General features: G+C 60.8%; 17 protein-coding genes. 7 read left to right on the top strand and 10 right to left on the bottom strand.

Annotation, left to right across the window (positions count from 1 at the left end):
- Nucleotide 1 precedes the first annotated feature (1 nt).
- From tcyL to AC3WQN_RS15130, 3 genes are all read right to left on the bottom strand, one after another.
- Nucleotides 2-667: a cystine ABC transporter permease gene (tcyL, locus tag AC3WQN_RS15140; protein ID WP_095082119.1), complete on the bottom strand. Its 666-nt coding sequence runs from the start codon at nucleotides 665-667 to the stop codon at nucleotides 2-4.
- Nucleotides 667-1461 carry a cystine ABC transporter substrate-binding protein gene (tcyJ, locus tag AC3WQN_RS15135; protein ID WP_103399570.1) on the bottom strand — a complete coding sequence of 265 codons (795 nt, stop codon included), beginning with the start codon at nucleotides 1459-1461 and terminating at the stop codon, nucleotides 667-669. Before tcyJ ends, tcyL begins: the two co-directional genes overlap by 1 nt.
- 352 nt (nucleotides 1462-1813) lie before the next feature.
- On the bottom strand, nucleotides 1814-2806 hold the full coding sequence (locus tag AC3WQN_RS15130; protein WP_103399569.1) for a D-cysteine desulfhydrase: 993 nt from the start codon (nucleotides 2804-2806) through the stop codon (nucleotides 1814-1816).
- A gap of 191 nt (nucleotides 2807-2997) precedes the next feature.
- Here AC3WQN_RS15130 and epsC point away from each other — a divergent pair, with 191 nt between their 5' ends.
- Together epsC and betT are read left to right on the top strand one after the other, a co-directional pair.
- Nucleotides 2998-3924 carry a serine O-acetyltransferase EpsC gene (gene epsC / locus AC3WQN_RS15125; protein ID WP_095144515.1) on the top strand — a complete coding sequence of 309 codons (927 nt, stop codon included), beginning with the start codon at nucleotides 2998-3000 and terminating at the stop codon, nucleotides 3922-3924.
- Between the two features lie 406 nt (nucleotides 3925-4330).
- A complete protein-coding gene (betT, locus tag AC3WQN_RS15120; protein ID WP_176465303.1) occupies nucleotides 4331-6292 on the top strand; it encodes a choline transporter BetT in 1962 nt (653 codons plus the stop codon).
- Nucleotides 6293-6305: 13 nt separating this feature from the next.
- Here betT and AC3WQN_RS15115 read toward each other — a convergent pair whose 3' ends face one another.
- The 4 genes from AC3WQN_RS15115 to AC3WQN_RS15100 all read right to left on the bottom strand — a co-directional run bounded on the left by AC3WQN_RS15115 (nucleotide 6306) and on the right by AC3WQN_RS15100 (nucleotide 11297).
- The gene (locus AC3WQN_RS15115) at nucleotides 6306-6563 is read right to left on the bottom strand and encodes a hypothetical protein (protein WP_103399567.1); all 258 of its coding nucleotides are present in this window, start codon (nucleotides 6561-6563) and stop codon (nucleotides 6306-6308) included.
- Nucleotides 6564-6625: 62 nt separating this feature from the next.
- Nucleotides 6626-8209 carry a glutamate--cysteine ligase gene (gene gshA / locus AC3WQN_RS15110; protein ID WP_103399566.1) on the bottom strand — a complete coding sequence of 528 codons (1584 nt, stop codon included), beginning with the start codon at nucleotides 8207-8209 and terminating at the stop codon, nucleotides 6626-6628.
- Nucleotides 8210-8589: 380 nt separating this feature from the next.
- Nucleotides 8590-8973, bottom strand: coding sequence for a PaaI family thioesterase (locus AC3WQN_RS15105; protein WP_103399565.1), 384 nt, complete (start codon nucleotides 8971-8973; stop codon nucleotides 8590-8592).
- Nucleotides 8973-11297, bottom strand: a complete 2325-nt coding sequence (locus tag AC3WQN_RS15100; protein ID WP_103399564.1) for a Tex family protein — start codon at nucleotides 11295-11297, stop codon at nucleotides 8973-8975. Before AC3WQN_RS15100 ends, AC3WQN_RS15105 begins: the two co-directional genes overlap by 1 nt.
- Before the next feature lie 362 nt (nucleotides 11298-11659).
- Here AC3WQN_RS15100 and ompR point away from each other — a divergent pair, with 362 nt between their 5' ends.
- Nucleotides 11660-12400 carry an osmolarity response regulator transcription factor OmpR gene (gene ompR, locus AC3WQN_RS15095; protein WP_103399563.1) on the top strand — a complete coding sequence of 247 codons (741 nt, stop codon included), beginning with the start codon at nucleotides 11660-11662 and terminating at the stop codon, nucleotides 12398-12400.
- 108 nt (nucleotides 12401-12508) lie between these two features.
- Entirely contained in the window at nucleotides 12509-13822 is a 1314-nt protein-coding gene (locus tag AC3WQN_RS15090; RefSeq protein WP_095082135.1) for an ATP-binding protein, read from the top strand.
- Nucleotides 13823-13930: 108 nt separating this feature from the next.
- Here the strand turns inward: AC3WQN_RS15090 and rimK are convergent, their stop codons facing one another.
- Complete coding sequence (gene rimK, locus AC3WQN_RS15085) at nucleotides 13931-14836, bottom strand: 30S ribosomal protein S6--L-glutamate ligase (RefSeq protein WP_095082137.1); 906 nt, start codon at nucleotides 14834-14836, stop codon at nucleotides 13931-13933.
- The gene (rimB, locus tag AC3WQN_RS15080; protein WP_095082139.1) at nucleotides 14833-15315 is read right to left on the bottom strand and encodes a retropepsin-like aspartic endopeptidase RimB; all 483 of its coding nucleotides are present in this window, start codon (nucleotides 15313-15315) and stop codon (nucleotides 14833-14835) included. The genes rimK and rimB overlap by 4 nt, the downstream gene beginning before the upstream one ends.
- Nucleotides 15316-15535: 220 nt before the next feature.
- On the opposite strand from rimB, the gene AC3WQN_RS15075 reads away from it, so the two are divergent.
- The 3 genes from AC3WQN_RS15075 to AC3WQN_RS15065 all read left to right on the top strand — a co-directional run bounded on the left by AC3WQN_RS15075 (nucleotide 15536) and on the right by AC3WQN_RS15065 (nucleotide 18757).
- Complete coding sequence (locus tag AC3WQN_RS15075; protein ID WP_103399562.1) at nucleotides 15536-15943, top strand: RNA-binding S4 domain-containing protein; 408 nt, start codon at nucleotides 15536-15538, stop codon at nucleotides 15941-15943.
- 190 nt (nucleotides 15944-16133) lie between these two features.
- The gene (gene hslO / locus AC3WQN_RS15070; protein WP_103399561.1) at nucleotides 16134-17036 is read left to right on the top strand and encodes an Hsp33 family molecular chaperone HslO; all 903 of its coding nucleotides are present in this window, start codon (nucleotides 16134-16136) and stop codon (nucleotides 17034-17036) included.
- A gap of 179 nt (nucleotides 17037-17215) precedes the next feature.
- Nucleotides 17216-18757 carry a phosphoenolpyruvate carboxykinase gene (locus tag AC3WQN_RS15065; RefSeq protein ID WP_103399560.1) on the top strand — a complete coding sequence of 514 codons (1542 nt, stop codon included), beginning with the start codon at nucleotides 17216-17218 and terminating at the stop codon, nucleotides 18755-18757.
- A gap of 108 nt (nucleotides 18758-18865) precedes the next feature.
- Here the strand turns inward: AC3WQN_RS15065 and AC3WQN_RS15060 are convergent, their stop codons facing one another.
- Entirely contained in the window at nucleotides 18866-19219 is a 354-nt protein-coding gene (locus tag AC3WQN_RS15060) for a DUF1493 family protein (RefSeq protein WP_103399559.1), read from the bottom strand.
- Nucleotides 19220-19425: the final 206 nt, after the last annotated feature.

Here is a 19425-nt window from a genome sequence, read left to right as displayed (position 1 = left end):
GTCAGGACTCCTGGTCGTGCCGATTGACCCGCTCTTCCAATTGGTTCTGCAGGTGCGACAGCACCGTGGCCAGAACCCAGTAGATCAGCGCGGCGGCAAGATACATGGTGAAAATTTCGAAGGTACGGGCGGTGATCAGTTGTGCCTGGCGGAACAGTTCCGGCACCTGGATCGTGGCGGCCAATGCCGTGTCCTTGACCAGCGAGATAAAGCTGTTGCCCAGTGGCGGCAGTGCCGTGCGCGCGGCTTGCGGCAGGATGGCCCGGCGCAGGGTCTGTGCACGGGTCATGCCGATACTGGCAGCGGCTTCCCATTGGCCGCGCTCGATGGAGCTGATGGCGGCACGCAGGATTTCGCAGGCGTAGGCCGCCATGTTCAGCGAGAAGCCGATCAGGGCGGCGGGCAGTGGATCAAGTTCGATTCCTAATTGCGGCAAGCCGTAATAGATCACGAACAACTGCACCAGCAACGGCGTGCCGCGAAAGAACGACACGTAGATGCGGGCGATCCAGCTCACCAGCTTGAAGCGTGACAGGCGCATCAGCGCCAGCCCAAACCCCAGCAGCAGGCCGAAGAACATGCCGCCCAGGCTCAGGATGACGGTGTAGTACGCGCCCTTGAGCAGGAAGGGCGCGGAGTCCAGCGCGAGTTGGAAACCTTCTTCCATTATTGAGTGACGTCAGCGTTGAAGTACTTTTCCGAGATCTTTTTCAGCGTGCCGTCGGCGCGCAGTTTCTCGATGGCCTTGTTCACCGCTGCCAGCAGTTCAGGCTCGCCCTTGCGCAGGGCAATACCGGCTTCCTGACGGGAGAAGGGTTCGCCGGAAACCGCGGTGTCCTTGGCTTTGGCGGTCAGTTCCAGAGCGGCCAGGCGGTCCACGAGAATGGCGTCGATCCGGCCTACACGCAGGTCCTGATACTTGGTCGGATCATCGTCATAGGTCTTGATGATGGCTTGTGGAACGTTGTCCTTGAGCCACTGCTCATAGTTGGTGCCCAGGCCGACCCCAACTTTCTTGCCCGCCAGATCGGCAGCGCTCTTGATGGTGCCTTCATTCTTTTTCAGGGTCAGGGCCTGGATTCCGGAGATGGTGTAGGGCTCGGAGAAGTCGTACTTCTTCTTGCGCTCTTCGGAAATGGTCACCTGGTTGATCACTGCGTCCAGGCGCTTGGACTCCAGCGCCGCGAGGATGCCGTCCCATTTGGTCGGTTGCAGCTTGACCTTGACGCCCAGCTCTTTGGCCAGGGCCTCGGAGAATTCGACTTCGAAGCCGGCCAGCTTGCCGTCGGCGTCGACGAAGCTGAACGGTGGGTAAGTGCCTTCCAGGCCAACGTTGATCACGCCGGCCTCCTTGATTTTTTGCAGCTGCTCACCGGCAACCGCTTGCCCCAGCAGTCCGGCACCCAGGACCAGGCCCAGCGAGCCCACCAGCAGATTTCGACGAAATGCGGAAAAATTCATGACAAGCCCCTGTGTTTTCTTATGAAGACGTTGTTTTAGGAAGCAGGCAAAACCGGGAATGGAACGACTGCAACATCCTGCCTTAAAGCAGCGTATGCGTCTCGCGGCAATTGCGCCTGCGGCGGGACTATATGACGCGGCTTTTAGATTGGAAAATAATATAAGTTAACCTTGTTATTCGTTATTGGAATATAAAGTCTGAGTACAAATTCTGTGGCGAGGGAGCTTGCTCCCGCTCGGTTGCGTAGCAAGCGCAAATCCATATAACGCGGTGTATCTGCAAGAGCCGGGTCGCGGGTTTTGGGGACGCTTCGCATCCCAGCGGGAGCAAGCTCCCTCGCCACCGGGTTTCTCAAAACGCGGTGGCATAGGCAAACAGCGCCGGCGCGCCACCGGTGTGCAAAAAGATAATCGGCCCGTCATTGAAGCGTTGACGACCAATGCCATCGAGCAGGCCGGCCATGGCCTTGCCGGTGTAGACCGGGTCCAGCAACAGGGCTTCCTGGCTCGCCAGCAACTTCACGGCGGCCAGGGTACCGGCGTTCGGCTCACCGTAACGCGGGGCGAAATACTCGTCCCATAGTTCAACCTTGAAACTCGCCGGCAAGCTCACGCCCAGCAGTTCGGCGGTGCGTTCGGCCAGGCCTTGAACCTTGGGCCGCTGGTCCTCGTCGCTGCGCGATACGGTGACACCGATGACCGGCAGGTCTGGCAGCACTTCGCTCAGCGCCAACGCCAGCCCGCTGTGGGTGCCAGCACTGCCCGAAGCCAGGACCACGGCGGCGAATTCAAGGCCGGTATCCTTGATCTGTTCCGCCAGTTCCAGCCCCGCCCGCACATAACCCAGTGCGCCTAACGCATTGGAACCGCCAATGGGCACCAGATAGGGTTTCTTGCCATTGCTGCGCAGCCGCTCGGCCAAGGCCAGTAGCTGTTGGTCGGCGTTGTCGAGGTTGTCCACCAACTCGACCTTGGCATCGAACAGGTCCAGCAACAGGCGATTGCCGTTGCCCAGGTAATTGCTGTCATCCGTACCGATCGGATTTTCCAGCAGGGCGACGCACCCCAGGCCCAGCTTAGCGGCCAGGGCGGCAGTCTGGCGTACATGGTTGGACTGGATGGCCCCGGCGGTGATCAGCGTGTCGGCACCTTGCGCGAGTGCGTCGGCGGCCAGGTATTCGAGTTTGCGCAGCTTGTTGCCGCCCATGGCCAGCGGCGTCAAATCGTCGCGTTTGACGTAGACATCACGCCCCAGCCAGCTCGACAAGCGATCGAGTTTTTCCAGGGGGGTGGCGTGGGTGAGAAGATCCAGGCGATTAAAACGAGCCAGCTGTTGTTTGATCATGGGTCCGTACGGGTTGTAGGAGATGTCTGGACTATAGGCAGGCTGATTTGCTCGGGCAACCGCGAAACGCTTATGCAAAAAAATGCTGAGAACAGCACAATTCGTTCTTAATTGCGTTTTGGACCCATACCGTAAAGTGAATGCCATTTAGGCGGCCGACTGTACGGCCACAGCCTGTGAGGAGTTTTATCGTGAGCGAGCGTTCCAGCCATTGGCAATTACAGACCATCGTCAGCGAACTGCGCGCGGCCCGCGACCAGTGGCGCGCGCAGAATGGTCGCAGCAGCGGCGAGCAGGGGGGGCGTGAGCTGCCGTCGCGTGCGGCGATGGCGGAGATTCTCGAAGCACTGTGTGGTGCGTTGTTCCCGATGCGCCTGGGGCCGGTGGACCTGCGTGAGGAGAGTGAGGACTTTTACGTCGGGCATACGCTGGATGTGGCGCTGAACGCTTTGCTGGGCCAGGCGCGCCTGGAGCTGCGCTACGTTGCGCGGCAAAGCGCGCAGGTCGACACCGACGTCGAGGCGCGGGCAATCGGCCTGATCCAGGGTTTCGCCCTGGCCCTGCCGCAGCTGCGCAGCCTGCTCGACTCCGATGTGCTGGCCGCTTATCACGGTGACCCGGCGGCCCGCAGCGTCGATGAAGTGCTGCTGTGCTATCCGGGGATTCTGGCGGTGATTCACCATCGCCTGGCGCACCATCTGTATCGCGCCGGTTTGCCGTTGCTGGCCCGCATCAGCTCGGAAATCGCCCACTCGGCGACCGGCATCGACATTCACCCGGGCGCGCAGATCGGCCGCAGCTTCTTTATCGATCACGGGACTGGCGTGGTCATTGGCGAGACGGCGATCATCGGCGAGCGCGTGCGTATCTACCAGGCCGTGACCCTCGGTGCCAAACGCTTTCCGGCGGACGAAGACGGCCAATTGCAGAAGGGCCACCCGCGCCATCCGATTGTCGAAGACGATGTGGTGATCTATGCCGGTGCAACCATTCTGGGACGGATCACCATCGGCAAGGGCTCGAGCATCGGCGGCAACGTCTGGCTGACCCGCAGCGTGCCGGCCGGGAGCAACCTGACCCAGGCCAATCTGCAGCATGATGACGGGACGCAGAAGTAGGGCGATGTTGGGTACGCTTTGTGGCGAGGGAGCTTGCTCCCGCTGGGTCGCGAAGCGGCCCAAAACCTGCGACCCGAGTCTTGCGCGATGCATGGCGGTTGCTGCGCCAAGCTCCCTCTCCACGGTAATAGCATTCTGCCGATTTTTCATTGAACAAATCCTTCAAACCCCACCTCATAGCCTTCCTTGAGCTAGCGTACGACAGTACCGCCGGGCCTTGGGATTAGTCCTTAGCCCCCTATCCATGTTTAACTTGAACGTTCATTCAAGTTAAACCGGTGGTTCGCTGCCCGCTCACAACAGGAGGCTTGCCTTTGCTGAGTCCGTTTTTGACAGCCACGTTTCATCCCCTCGAGGTGCACCCTGCATGAGTGCATCAACTACCCCGCCAAGCGCTCAGATGCGCATGAACCCGCCGGTGTTTTACTTCGCGGCGACCTTCATTTTGCTGTTCGGCCTGGTCGTCATCGCCTTCCCGCAACAGTCCGGTGCCTGGCTGCTGGCCGCGCAAGACTGGGCGGCCAATACGGTCGGCTGGTATTACATGCTGGCAATGACCCTGTATCTGGTCTTCGTGGTGGTCACCGCCTTGTCTGGCTACGGCAAGATCAAGCTCGGTGCCGACCACGACGAGCCCGAATTCAGTTACCTGTCGTGGGCCGGCATGCTGTTCGCCGCCGGCATCAGCATCACCCTGTTTTTCTTCTGCGTCTCCGAACCCCTGACGCACATGCTGCAACCACCACAAGGTGAAGCCGGCACGGCTGACGCGGCGCGCCAGGCGATGCAGATTCTGTTTCTGCATTGGGGCCTGCATGGTTGGGGCGTATTCGCCTTTGTCGGCATGGCGCTGGCGTACTTTGCCTACCGGCATAATTTGCCGCTGGCCCTGCGTTCGGCGCTGTACCCGCTGATTGGCAAGCGCATCAACGGCCCCATCGGTTACGCGGTGGACGGTTTTGGCATCATTGCCACGGTGTTCGGCCTGGGCGCGGACATGGGTTTTGGGGTGTTGCACCTCAATTCCGGCCTGGACTACCTGTTCGGCATTGCCCACACGCAGTGGGTTCAGGTAGGCCTGATCACCTTGATGATGGGCGCGGCGATTATCGTGGCGGTCGCGGGCGTCGATAAGGGCGTGCGGGTGATGTCCGATATCAACATGCTGCTGGCCTGCGCGCTGTTGCTGTTCGTCTTGTTCGCAGGTCCCACCCAGCACTTGCTCAACACCCTGATCCAGAACCTCGGCGATTACCTCGGCGCCTTGCCGATGAAGAGTTTCGACCTGTACGCCTACGACAAACCCAGCGACTGGCTGGGTGGCTGGACTGTGTTTTATTGGGCCTGGTGGATTGCATGGTCGCCGTTCGTGGGCCTGTTTATCGCACGGATTTCCCGTGGCCGGACCATCCGTGAATTCGTCTTCGGCGTGTTGCTGATTCCCCTTGGTTTTACCCTGGCGTGGATGTCGATCTTCGGTAACAGCGCCATCGACCAGGTGCTCAATCACGGCATGAGTGCCCTGGGCCTGTCGGCCATCGAGAATCCGTCGATGACCCTTTACCTGTTGTTGGAGACCTACCCCTGGAGCAAAACGGTGATCGCCGTGACGGTGTTCATCAGCTTCGTGTTCTTCGTTACTTCGGCCGACTCCGGCACTGTGGTGCTCTCGACGTTGTCGGCCCGTGGTGGCAGCGCCGACGAAGACGGCCCGAAATGGTTGCGGGTGTTCTGGGGGGCGATGACGGCACTGGTCACCAGCGCCCTGTTGTTCGCGGGCAGCATCGATTCGTTGAAGTCAGCGGTGGTGCTGACTTCGTTGCCGTTCTCGCTGATCTTGCTGCTGATGATGTGGGGGCTGCATAAAGCGTTCTACCTCGAATCGCAGAGGAAGATCGCCCAGATGCACTCGTTGGCACCGGTCTCGGCCTCTCGGCGCGGCAAGGGTGGCTGGCGCCAGCGCTTGACCCAGGCAGTGCACTTCCCGTCTCGCGATGAGGTGTATCGTTTCCTCGACACCACGGTGCGTCCGGCCATCGAAGAGGTGACCGCGGTGTTCGTCGAGAAGGGCTTGAACGTGATCACCCAACCGGACCCGGCCAATGACAGTGTCAGCCTGGAAATCGGCCATGGCGACCAGCATCCGTTCATTTACCAGGTGCAGATGCGCGGCTACTTCACGCCGTCATTCGCCCGTGGCGGGATGGGGCCCAAGGAGTTGCGCAACCGCCGTTACTACCGCGCCGAAGTGCACTTGAGCGAGGGCAGTCAGGATTACGATTTGATGGGCTACACCAAGGAACAAATCATCAACGACATCCTCGACCAGTACGAGCGGCACATGCAGTTCCTGCACCTGGTGCGCTGACGAGGGCGGCGGCTCAGGTGTTGCTCAAGGACATGAACAACACCAGGGCCGCCACGGGTACCGAAAACACCATGAACCCCGCCATCAACTCGTTTGTCAGCGATTGCCCTGTGCTGATCATGCCGATGGCGCCGTTGATGACCGTCAGCGCCAGCCACAGGGCAACGAAGCTGTAGGTCAGGGTGTCACGGCTGAAGCCCAGTTTCTGGCCGATGAACAGCATCAACGCCAACAGGACCAGGCCGAAGGTGATGATGATCGTGGTGTGCATGGTCGCGCATTCCCGGGCTGAAGGACCGTTCCTGAGCGCGAGCATGGGAACGATCGATGGCTTTAGTTGCTGATCGCCAGAATGCTCGCCTGATACGCGCCGACAAACACATCGAAATCACCGACTTCGTTCTGTTCAAGCTCGGTTTGCTGGGCCAGGGACGTACGGGCCAGCGCTTCAAATTTCGCTTGTTCGTCAGGGGCCAGCGGTTCGCGGCGGAAGTACTCGGCGTGCGCCTGGCTCTGGCGCAGGGAGAACTGGGCGAAGCTCTCCTTGTGTTCGCTCATCGCGGCCAGTACCTGGGCAGAGGGTGTCAGGGACGAATCCTGGACCTTCGCCAGCTGCGCGTCGAGGGCTTTGCTGTGGGCGTCGCCGCCGTGGCTCTGGTCCAGCAGCGCGGCCAGCGGGGCGATGTTTTCCAGCAGCTCACAGGCCCACTCTTTCATGTCCACCGGCTGACCGTCGCGTTGCAGTTGCAGGCCCGGACGGCGACCTTCCTTGACCACGCTGAGGAAGTTCGAGGTGGCGTTGCCGCAGGTAGTGCTGGTCAGCAGCGGACTTTCGTTCAGCGCGCAGTACAGCAGGAAAGCGTCGAGGAAGCGTGCTTGCGGCAGTTCGATGCCGGTGGGCAGGAACGGGTTGATGTCCAGCAGGCGCACTTCGACGTACTGGATGCCACGGGCCACCAGCGCCTGGATCGGCCGCTCACCGGTGTAGGTCACGCGCTTAGGGCGGATGTTGGAGTAGTACTCGTTTTCAATCTGCAGGATGTTGGTGTTGAGCTGGACCCACTCACCGTCCTTGTGCGTGCCGACTTCGACATAGGGCGCATAAGGTGTGGCCACCGCCCTGCGCAGGCTGTCGGTGTAGCTGTTCAAGTCGTTGTAGCACGGCGTCAGTCCGGCTTGCGCGCTGCTCTGGTAACCCAGGTCGCTCATGCGCAGACTGGTGGCGTACGGCAGGTACAGGGTGTCGGCATCCAGCTGTTCCAGCTGATGCGAACGACCGCGCAGGAAGCCGGCATCCAGGGCTGGCGAGGAACCGAACAGGTACATCAGCAACCAGCTGTAACGACGGAAATTGCGAATCAGCGCGATATAGGCCGCCGATTGATAGTCACGGTCGGTGCCAACAAAGCCATCGTCGGCCTTGAGCAGCGGCCAGAGCTTTTCCGGCAGGGAAAAGTTGTAGTGGATCCCGGCAATGCACTGCATGGTCTTGCCGTAGCGCAGAGCCAGCCCCTTGCGATACACGTATTTGAGCTGACCGATGTTGGAGGTGCCGTAGTAGGCGATCGGAATGTCTTCCTCGGCCGGCAACGGGCACGGCATCGATGGACTCCACAGGTACTCGTTGCCGAGCTTGCTGTAGGCAAAGCGGTGAATACTGTCCAGGCTCGCCAGGGTGTCGGCGGGATCTGGCAATGCCGGGGTGATGAACTCCAGCAGCGACTCGGAATAGTCGGTGGTGATTTGTTCGTTGGTCAGCGCGGAACCCAGGCTTTCCGGGTGCGGCGTTTGCGCCAGGCGACCTTCGCCCGTCACGCGCAGGCATTCACGTTCGATGCCGTGAAGACACTGTTCGAGCAGAGAGAGGTTGGCGCGCTCACCGAGCAGAGCCAGGCGGCGGTTGAGAAGTTCGCTCAAGTTGGATTCCTTCACGCGTCAGTCGCCCCAATATGGGGGTGGGCAGGACGGTCTACAAGGGTGAAGTTGAAACTGGCGTTTTCGCCTGGTTTTCGAGCCGCACAGGCCTGGCGCCAGTCAGTCAAGGATTGATCGACGCAACCTCTGTGGGAGCGGGCTTGCTCGCGAAGAGGGCGTATCAGTCAACATGACTGTCGCCTGGCACAGCGCCTTCGCGAGCAAGCCCGCTCCCACAGTTTGCGCATCTTGACTGACGGGCATTAGCCGCACGGACCCACGTTTAAATGCCAACTTCACTCCCTGAACCTGGCTGTCGCGCACGAAAAAACTTCGGCGCAGCTTTCGCAGCGCCGAAATTAACTCAAATTGATGACCGGTATCTACAGGACAGCGAACGTGCCTTGTGCTTTTGCGACGAGTTTATCGCCTTGCATCACGTCAGCCTCGACCACCAGCGTGCGCCGGCCCGGGTGGATCACCCGCGCCGTGCACATCACTTCACCCTCGCTGACGGCGCGGATGTAGTTGATCTTGCATTCGATGGTCGCGCTCTGCTGGTCAAAGCCATGCACGCTGGAACAGGCCAGCCCCATGGCAATGTCCACCAGGCTGAACAACGCTCCGCCGTGCAGCTTGCCACCGCGATTGCGCAGTTCAGGTTCGAGGGCCAGGGCAACGTGCGCCACCCCGGTTTCCAGTCTGTGCAAACGGCAACCCAGCAGTTTGAAAAACGCGCTTTCAGTCAATCCTGCCGGGATCTCCATCAGCGTTTCTTCAACTGCTTGGCGTTGGCGAACAGCGATGCCATGGCGTTGTTGCTCGGGGCTGGCGCGGCGGCTTCCTTGCGCGGTGCGGTGTTTTGCGACTGACGTGGCGCCGAACCCGGACGTGCGCCACGGGCGCCGTCGATCTTCTCGCCCGGGGTATCGCTCATGCGCATCGACAGGCCAACGCGTTTGCGCGGGATGTCGACTTCCATGACCTTGACCTTGACCACGTCACCGGCTTTTACCGCCTCGCGGGGATCCTTGATGAACTTCTCGGACAGTGCGGAGATATGCACCAGGCCGTCCTGATGCACACCGATGTCGACGAAGGCACCGAAGTTGGTCACGTTGGTCACCACGCCTTCGAGGATCATCCCCAGCTGCAGGTCCTTGAGGTCTTCGACGCCCTCCTGGAACTCGGCGGTCTTGAACTCCGGACGCGGGTCGCGGCCGGGTTTTTCCAGCTCTTGCAGGATGTCGGTGACCGTTGGCAGGCCAAAGGATTCGTCGGTGTACTTCTTCGGGTCCAGGCGCTTGAGGAAAGTGGCATCGCCGATCAGCGAGCGAATGTCGCGGTTGGTTTCAGCGGCGATGCGCTGCACCAGCGGATAGGCTTCCGGGTGAACGGCAGACGAATCCAGTGGGTTGTCGCCATTCATCACGCGCAGGAAGCCGGCGGCCTGTTCGAAGGTTTTTTCCCCCAGACGGGCGACTTTCTTCAACGCCGCGCGGGTCTTGAATGCACCATGTTCATCACGGTGGGTGACGATGTTCTGCGCCAGGGTGGCGTTGAGGCCGGAGATACGGGCCAGCAGCGCGACGGAAGCGGTGTTCACGTCGACGCCGACGGCGTTCACGCAGTCCTCGACCACGGCATCCAGGCCGCGAGCCAGTTTCAGCTGCGATACATCGTGCTGGTACTGGCCGACACCGATGGATTTCGGATCGATTTTCACCAGTTCCGCCAACGGGTCCTGCAGGCGACGGGCAATCGACACGGCACCGCGGATCGATACGTCGAGGTCCGGGAATTCCTTGGAGGCCAGCTCCGAGGCCGAGTACACCGAAGCACCGGCTTCGGACACCATGACCTTGGTCATTTTCATCGCCGGGTACTTCTTGATCAGGTCGGCGGCGAGCTTGTCGGTTTCACGGCTGGCGGTGCCGTTGCCGATCGCGATCAGGTCCACCGAGTGCTTGGCGCACAAGGCAGCCAGCACGGCGATGGTCTGGTCCCACTTGTTGTGTGGCACGTGCGGGTAGACCGTGGCGTGGTCGAGCATTTTGCCGGTGGAATCGACCACGGCCACCTTGCAACCGGTACGCAGGCCCGGGTCCAGGCCCAGGGTGGCGCGAGGGCCGGCGGGAGCGGCCAGCAGCAGGTCGTGCAGGTTGTGGGCAAAGACGTTGATCGCTTCGGTCTCGGCGCCGTCTCGCAGCTCGCCCAGCAGATCGGTTTCCAGGTGGGTGTAGAGCTTGACCTTCCAGGTCCAGCGCACCACTTCACCGAGCCATTTGTCGGCCGGGCGGTTCTGGTTGGCGATGCCGAATTGCTGGCCGATCATGCCTTCGCACGGGTGCATGGTGCCGGGCAGTTCGTCACCGACTTTCAGTGCGGAGCTGAGGATGCCTTCGTTGCGGCCACGGAAGATCGCCAGGGCGCGGTGGGACGGCATGCTCTTGAGCGGTTCGTCGTGTTCGAAGTAATCGCGGAACTTGGCGCCTTCCTCTTCCTTGCCGGCAATCACGCGGGCGCTGAGGGTCGCTTCCTGCTTCAGGTAGCTGCGCAGCTTGTCGAGCAGGCTGGCGTCTTCGGCGAAGCGTTCCATGAGGATGTACTTGGCGCCTTCGAGGGCGGCCTTGACGTCTGCCACGCCTTTTTCGGCGTCTACAAAGCGTGCGGCTTCCGCTTCGGGCGCGAGGTTCGGGTCATTGAACAGGCCGTCGGCCAGCTCGCCGAGGCCGGCTTCCAGGGCAATCTGGCCCTTGGTGCGGCGCTTCTGCTTGTACGGCAGGTACAAGTCTTCGAGGCGGGTCTTGGTGTCGGCCAGCTTGATGTCGCGCTCAAGTTGCGGGGTCAGCTTGCCTTGTTCCTGGATGCTGGCCAGGATGCTGATACGCCGTTCGTCGAGTTCTCGCAGGTAGCGCAGACGCTCTTCCAGATGACGCAATTGCGTATCGTCGAGGCTGCCGGTCACTTCTTTCCGGTAGCGGGCGATGAAGGGCACCGTGGAGCCTTCATCGAGTAGCGCGACGGCCGCTTCGACCTGTTGTGGGCGTACACCGAGTTCCTCGGCGATGCGGCTGTTGATGCTGTCCATAAAACCACCTGACAAATTGTGAAAGCAGGCTCGCGGGCACAGTAATCAGGGCCCGGCGAGTCTGGTTGAGCGGCCTGGCCTGCACCGCCACCTGGATCAAAAGGCATCCCATTGACCCGTGAAATCGAAAAATTACTGCGCGGCGATGAAAAATAAACCGTTGCCATACGCCGTAACGATCAGACGTTGCCTGACACAAAAGGCCGCGCATTATAACCAGCGTTCCGAGCTTCGGGGGGTATCGCAGCCTGTAGGCACAATGCCTGTACTGCTGGCGGTAGAGGAAAAATCTGCTAACAATGCACACGGTGCGTATAACGGCAGCTACGCCATAATGCGCGCCGAGATCAAAGGAGCATCCAATGAGCAGCACTGCACAAACTGCTGAAGGCGAAAAAATTCTTATCGTTGACGACGATCCAGGGCTCAGCAGCCTGCTGGAACGTTTTTTCGTCAGCAAGGGCTACCGTGCCCGCGCCGTACCGAACACCGAACAGATGGATCGCCTGCTGGCGCGTGAAGTGTTCAACCTGGTCGTCCTCGACCTGATGCTGCCCGGTGAAGACGGCCTGACCGCCTGCCGCCGCCTGCGTGGCGCGAACAACCAGATTCCGATCATCATGCTCACCGCCAAGGGCGATGAACTGAGCCGTATCAAGGGCCTCGAACTGGGCGCCGACGATTACCTGGCCAAGCCGTTCAACCCGGACGAGCTGATGGCGCGCGTCAAGGCGGTCCTGCGTCGTCAATCGGCTCCGGTGCCAGGCGCACCGGGCAGCGAAGACGAAAGCGTGACCTTCGGGGATTACGAATTGTCGTTGGCGACTCGCGAGCTCAAGCGCGGCGACGAAATCCACATGCTCACCACCGGTGAGTTCGCGGTCCTCAAGGCACTGGTGATGAACGCCCGCCAGCCACTGACCCGCGACAAACTGATGAACCTGGCCCGTGGCCGCGAGTGGGATGCGCTGGAGCGTTCCATCGACGTACAGATCTCTCGCCTGCGCCGGATGATCGAGCCGGACCCCTCGAAACCACGGTACATCCAGACAGTCTGGGGCGTGGGTTACGTGTTCGTTCCGGACGGCACCGCAACCAAGTGACCGGTGATTTGCAGGAGCGGGTCAGCCGGATAAGGCATTATCCAGTTGATTCGCGATCCGCAATTCTGCGAGCCTGACTCGTTCCTGCAAAGTGTGTAGCTGTCGTCTATGAAAACCCCCGTGTGGTTCCCCCAGAGCTTCTTCTCTCGCACCCTTTGGCTGGTGCTGATCGTCGTGCTGTTTTCCAAGGCGCTGACCCTGGTTTATCTGTTGATGAACGAGGACGTGCTGGTGGATCGTCAATACAGCCACGGTGTTGCCCTGACCTTGCGCGCCTATTGGGCCGCCGATGAAGAGAACCGAGACAAGATCGCCAATGACGTCGGATTGATCCGCGTGGTGGGCGCTGGCGTTCCCGATGGCGAACAACACTGGCCCTACAGTGAAATCTATCAGCGGCAGATGCAGGCCGAACTGGGTGGCGACACGGAAGTGCGTCTGCGTATGCACGCGCCTCCGGCGTTGTGGGTGAAGGCGCCGAGCCTGGGGGATGGCTGGCTGAAAGTACCGCTGTACCCGCACCCGTTGCGTGGCCAGAAAATCTGGAGCGTGCTCGGCTGGTTCCTCGCCATTGGTTTGCTCTCCACCGCTTCGGCGTGGATATTCGTCAGTCAGCTCAATCAGCCGCTCAAGCGTCTGGTCGATGCCGCCAGGCAACTGGGGCAGGGCCGCAGCGTGCGGCTGCCGATCAGCGACACACCCAGTGAGATGGCCGAGGTGTATCGCGCCTTCAATCAGATGGCCGAGGATGTCGAACAGGCGGGGCGCGAGCGCGAGTTGATGCTGGCGGGCGTCTCCCATGACTTGCGCACACCGTTGACCCGCTTGCGATTGTCGCTGGAGCTGATGGGTAACCGCAGCGACCTGACCGACGACATGGTGCGCGACATCGAGGACATGGACGCGATTCTCGACCAGTTCCTGGCGTTCATTCGCGATGGACGTGACGAGTCGGTGGAAGCCGTCGACCTGAGTGATCTGGTGCGTGAAGTAGCGGCACCGTTCAACCAGAACGAGGAGCGGGTGCGCCTGCGCCTGGAGCCGATCCAGCCGTTCCCGTTGCGAAGGGTCTCGATGAAGCGCCTGCTGAACAATCTGATCGGTAACGCCTTGAATCACGCCGGTAGCGATGTCGAGGTGGCAGCCTATGTCTCGGGTGATGTCAGCGCGCCATACGTGGTGCTGAGCGTCATGGATCGCGGGGCCGGCATCGATCCGTCGGAGCTGGAAGCGATTTTCAACCCCTTCACCCGTGGCGACCGCGCCCGGGGCGGTAAAGGGACGGGGCTGGGCCTGGCCATCGTCAAGCGGATTGCCTCGATGCATGGCGGCAATGTTGAGCTGCGCAACCGTACCGGCGGCGGCTTGGAAGCGCGGGTGAGATTGCCACTGGGGCTGATGTTGCCAAGAGACGCAGTCTAACCGCCGAGGGTGATCCATGTGGCGAGGGAGCTTGCTCCCGCTGGAGGCCGAAGGACTCCCTGTCCCGACAGCGGCAAGCTCTCCAGTCACATGGGTGATCGACCTGTCTCAGCCTTTCCCCTTGGTCCGCGTCATGTTCGGCCCGCCATTCTTCTCCAGGTGCTGAATGATGATCCCCGCCACGTCCTTGTTGGTGGTGGTTTCAATCCCTTCCAGGCCCGGTGATGAATTCACTTCCATCACCAGTGGTCCGTGGTTGGAACGCAGGATGTCCACGCCCGCGACCGCCAGGCCCATGACCTTGGCCGCGCGCAATGCCGTCATGCGCTCTTCCGGGGTGATCTTGATCAGACTGGCGCTGCCACCCCGGTGCAGGTTGGAGCGGAACTCGCCGGGCTTGGCCTGGCGCTTCATCGCGGCAATCACCTTGTCGCCGACCACGAAGCAGCGAATGTCCGCGCCGCCAGCCTCCTTGATGTACTCCTGAACCATGATGTTCTGCTTGAGGCCCATGAACGCCTCGATCACCGATTCCGCCGCGGTGGCCGTTTCACACAGCACCACGCCAATGCCCTGGGTGCCTTCCAGCACTTTGATCACCAGCGGTGCGCCGTTGACCATGTCGATCAGGTCGGGAATGTCGTCCGGGGAGTGGGCAAAGCCGGTGACCGGCAAACCGATTCCACGACGTGACAGCAGTTGCAGCGAGCGCAGTTTGTCTCGCGAGCGGGCGATGGCCACCGACTCGTTGAGCGGAAACACACCCATCATTTCGAACTGGCGCAACACCGCGCAGCCATAAAACGTCACCGAAGCACCGATTCGCGGGATCACCGCATCAAAGCCTTCCAGTGGTTTGCCCCGATAGTGGATCTGCGGCTTATGACTGGCGATGTTCATATAGGCGCGCAGGGTATCGATCACCACCATCTCATGGCCGCGTTCGGTCCCGGCTTCAACCAAACGACGAGTGGAATACAGACGCGGGTTCCGCGACAGCACAGCGATCTTCATGCAACACCTGTGGAGAAGGTAGTGGACGCCGGGAACACCGGCTTGTCTTGAACGTATTTAATCCCTGGGTTGACGACCAACTGGCCGTCGATCAGGGCTTTGGAACCGAGTAACAAGCGATAGCGCATGGACTTGCGGCAGGCAAGCGTGAATTCGACTCGCCAGACCCGGTCGCCGAGCGCCAGGGTGGTGCTGATCACGTAGCGCACCTGTGCCTGGCCATTGGAGCTTTTAATGGTCTTGCGCGTCACCAGCGGTGCTTCGCAGCGGCGGTGACGCAATTGCACCACCGTGCCCAGGTGCGCGGTAAAACGCACCCACTTCTCACCGTCGCGCTCGAACGGCTCGATATCGGTGGCGTGCAGGCTGGAGGTGCTGGCACCGGTGTCGATTTTCGCCCGCAGGCCGGCGACTCCCAGGCCGGGAAGCGCCACCCACTCGCGCAGACCCACAACGGTCAAATGGTCAAATGTCTTCAAATGTGCTCAGCCGGTGAGAAAACCGCTCGTACCGCGATGCGGTCGAATGTGCGGTATTCACGCAGAATAGTGGTTAAAAGGCGACAGATATCTACAGCCCGGACTCCCGGTCCTCGGGTGCAGCCAGAGGACGTCGCGCATTGTAAGCTGACCGGGTGAAATTCATGGCACGACAGAAACGGTAGTACAGTTCGAAAATATTTCAGGATGAGGAAATCCCATGGCACAAAAAACCGAAGAGGACGACAAAGTCCGTCTCGATAAGTGGTTGTGGGCGGCGCGATTCTACAAAACACGCGCGCTGGCCAAGGCCGCCATCGAGAGTGGCAAAGTGCATTGTCGGGGTGAGCGTTGCAAGCCGGGCAAGGAGCCGAGAATCGGTGACGAGTTTCAGATCCGGACCGGTTTCGACGAGCGCACGGTGGTGGTCCAGGCGCTGTCGATCGTGCGTCGTGGTGCCCCCGAAGCCCAGGCATTGTACGTTGAGACCCCAGCCAGTATCGCCAAGCGCGAAAACGCTGCGGCCCAGCGCAAGGCCGGTGCCCTGGGCGTCAGCACCGACGGCAAGCCGAGCAAGAAACAGCGCCGCGATCTGTTCAAGTTCCATGGCGGGAATGCGGCGGAGTAACCTGATCGCGGTAACGCTGACGGGACTTAATGACAGCGCATCCATCGGCCGAGCGTCCAACCTTGCTTGGAACGCGCCCCGATTGTTCATAAAATGCCTCCCACGGCTGAAAATCACGCACCCAGGGGGTGCGAGTTGGTGATTTCCGGCCCTCGTACTTATTTTGTCATCACTTCAGATACCCAGACCTATGACTGATCTACCGGATACCGACTACACCCAACGCTTCATCTTCGATGACAGCGATACCCGCGGCGAGCTGGTGGCGTTGGAGCATAGCTATGCCGAAGTCCTCGCCAAACACGCCTATCCGGAGCCGGTAGCTCAGTTGCTCGGTGAGTTGATGGCAGCTGCGGCGCTGCTGGTCGGCACCTTGAAGTTCGATGGCTTGCTGATCCTTCAGGCGCGCTCCGAAGGCCCGGTGCCGCTCCTGATGATCGAATGCTCGAGTGCGCGCGAAATTCGCGGCCTGGCCCGTTATGAGGCGGACAAGATCGCTCCTGACGCGACCCTGGCCGACCTGATGCCCAACGGTGTCCTGGCACTGACCGTCGACCCGACCCAGGGCCAGCGCTATCAGGGCATCGTCGACCTCGACGGCGCGACCCTGTCGGAATGTTTCACCAACTATTTCGTCATGTCCCAACAAGTGGGTACGCGTTTCTGGCTGCACGCCGATGGCCGTCGCGCCCGTGGCCTGCTGCTGCAACAACTGCCGGCCGACCGCCTGAAAGATGAAGAAGAACGCGCCGCCAGCTGGCAGCACATCACCGCGTTGGGCAGCACCCTGACCGCCGATGAATTGCTCAGCCTGGACAACGAAACCGTGTTGCACCGCCTCTATCACGAAGAGCAGGTGCGCCTGTTCGACGTGCAGAAGCTGCGCTTCCGATGCAGCTGCTCCCGTGAGCGCTCCGGTAACGCGCTGGTCAGCCTGGGTCAGGCCGATGCGCAGAAACTGGTGCTTGAGCACGGTGGCGCGATCGAGATCGACTGCCAGTTCTGCAATGAGCGTTATCTGTTCGATGCGGCCGATATCACCCAATTGTTCGCCGGAGCGGGTGTCGACACGCCGTCAGATACTCGTCACTAAAACGTTTCAGCGCAGGTAAATTAACTGCCAAATGCCGGTATAACGCCGTCCTGACGGGAGGGCCCTACTTTTTTTGGGCGTTTCTGGCATAATCCGGCCCACTTTTTTCGCGGTAGTAGTGCAGGACTTTCTACTACAAAACGTTTGGAGCACTCGGCCACTGGCCGACGGGGAACCTCATGACGCAAGCCAATAACGCCGTGTACACCGATCTGAGTGTTGATGATCTGGTTAAAGAAGCCCTCAATCGCGGTGAAGGCGAGCTTGCCGATACCGGCGCGCTGGTTGTTCGCACCGGTCATCGTACCGGTCGCTCGCCCGCTGACCGTTTCATTGTTGAAGAGCCAGGCACTCAGGACGCAATCGCCTGGGGCGCGATCAACCGCAAGTTCCCGGCCGACAAGTTCGATGCCCTGTGGGCTCGCGTCGAGGCATTCAACAACGGGCAAGAGCATTTCGTTTCCCACGTGCATGTAGGTGCGGCCGCCGAGCACTACCTGGCCGTGAAAATGACCACCCAGACCGCCTGGCAGAACCTGTTCGGCCGCTGCCTCTTCATCAACCCAGCGCAGTACAACCCGGCTGGCCGTGATGAGTGGCAGGTCCTCAACGTTGCCAACTTCGAGTGCGTTCCAGAGCGTGACGGCACCAACTCCGACGGCTGCGTGATCCTCAACTTCGCTCAGAAGAAAGTGCTGATCGCTGGCATGCGTTACGCCGGTGAAATGAAGAAAGCCATGTTCTCGGTGCAGAACTTCCTGCTGCCGGCCGCCGACGTGCTGCCAATGCACTGCGCCGCCAACATCGGTGAAGAGGGCGACGTGACCCTGTTCTTCGGTTTGTCCGGTACCGGCAAGACCACCCTGTCCGCCGATGAAAGCCGTTACCTGATCGGTGACGACGAGCACGGCTGGGGCGAGGGCGTGGTGTTCAACATCGAAGGCGGTTGCTATGCCAAGTGCATCGACCTGTCCGAGAAGAATGAACCGGTTATCTGGAAAGCCATCAAGCATGGCGCGGTCCTGGAAAACGTTGTGCTGGACGACGCCAAGAAAGCGGACTACGCCGACGGCAGCCTGACCCAGAACAGCCGCGCCGCCTACCCGCTGGAGCACGTCGAGAAGCGCTCCGAGCAGAACCTCGGTGGCGAGCCAAACGCTGTGATCTTCCTGACCTGCGACCTGACTGGCGTACTGCCGCCTGTGTCGATCCTCAGTGAAGAACAAGCGGCCTACCACTTCCTGTCCGGCTACACCGCTCTGGTGGGCTCGACTGAAATGGGTTCGGGCAGCGGCATCAAGTCGACCTTCTCCACCTGCTTCGGCGCACCGTTCTTCCCGCGTCCGGCTGGCGAATACGCAGAGCTGCTGATCAAGCGCATCCGCGGCTTCGGCTCCAAGGTCTACCTGGTCAACACCGGCTGGACCGGCGGTGGCTACGGTGTTGGCAACCGCTTCAACATCCCGACCACTCGCGGCGTGATCGCAGCGATCCAGAGCGGCGCGTTGATCGGTGCCGAGACCGAGCACATGGACACCATCAACCTCGACGTGCCACTGGCCGTACCGGGCGTTGAGACTGGCCTGCTGAACCCACGCAACACCTGGGCCGACAAAGCCGCCTACGACGAAGCCGCCCAGGCACTGGCCGGCCTGTTCATCGAGAACTTCAAGAAGTTCGACGTGAGCGACGCGATCAAGGCTGCGGGTCCAAAGTTGTAAGTGTTGGTTTGATGCAATGAGAAAGCCGCCCTTCGGGGCGGCTTTTTTGTGTGTGCGATTGAGCCTGCTCCTCAGGTTTACAGGTCAACACGAACGGCACAGTGGACGCTACAGGCCTTCGAGTACCTGCGTGTCCCAGCGTTGGGCCTTGATGGCCTGGTAGAGCATGCCGATCGTCAGCGGGAGCTTGTCGCCCCGGCCCTTGGCCCTGCGCTTGAGGAACACATCGTAGCCTTCGGGGTGGAAGTAGCGATAGGCATCGTAGTCGATCAAGTCGATGACGAACTGCTCTTCCAGGGTTTCCATCAGGTTCCGCGCATCAGCGCCGTCGCAGCCAAGATCGAGGTTGATCGAGGTGCCGAGGTTGATGGCTTTGCGTTCGGGCAGGCCGAGTTCTTCGTGCAAAAGCTGCATGAGCAACTGCATGGCGAGGTCGTCGGGGAAATTGGGGGCGAGGTTCATCGGTATGTATCCGGTTGGAGATGCGCGGATCTTATTGCTCGTCAGGCTTGGGGGGAAGAGCGGGGCAGGCCGTTAACGGGATGCAGCTTGTAAGGTCGTGGTTGCAATCGATCATTCCCACGCGGAGCCTCACTAGTGTCCGGTAAAAACCGAAGGGGGAGCTTGCTCCCCCTTGCTGTTGGCGGCCTTCGGTCATAATCGGATCT

The sequence above is a fragment of the Pseudomonas sp. FW300-N1A1 genome, assembly GCF_058789115.1.
The sequence above is the reverse complement of the archived record's forward strand: the minus strand, read 5'-3'. Positions and strand labels throughout refer to the sequence as shown.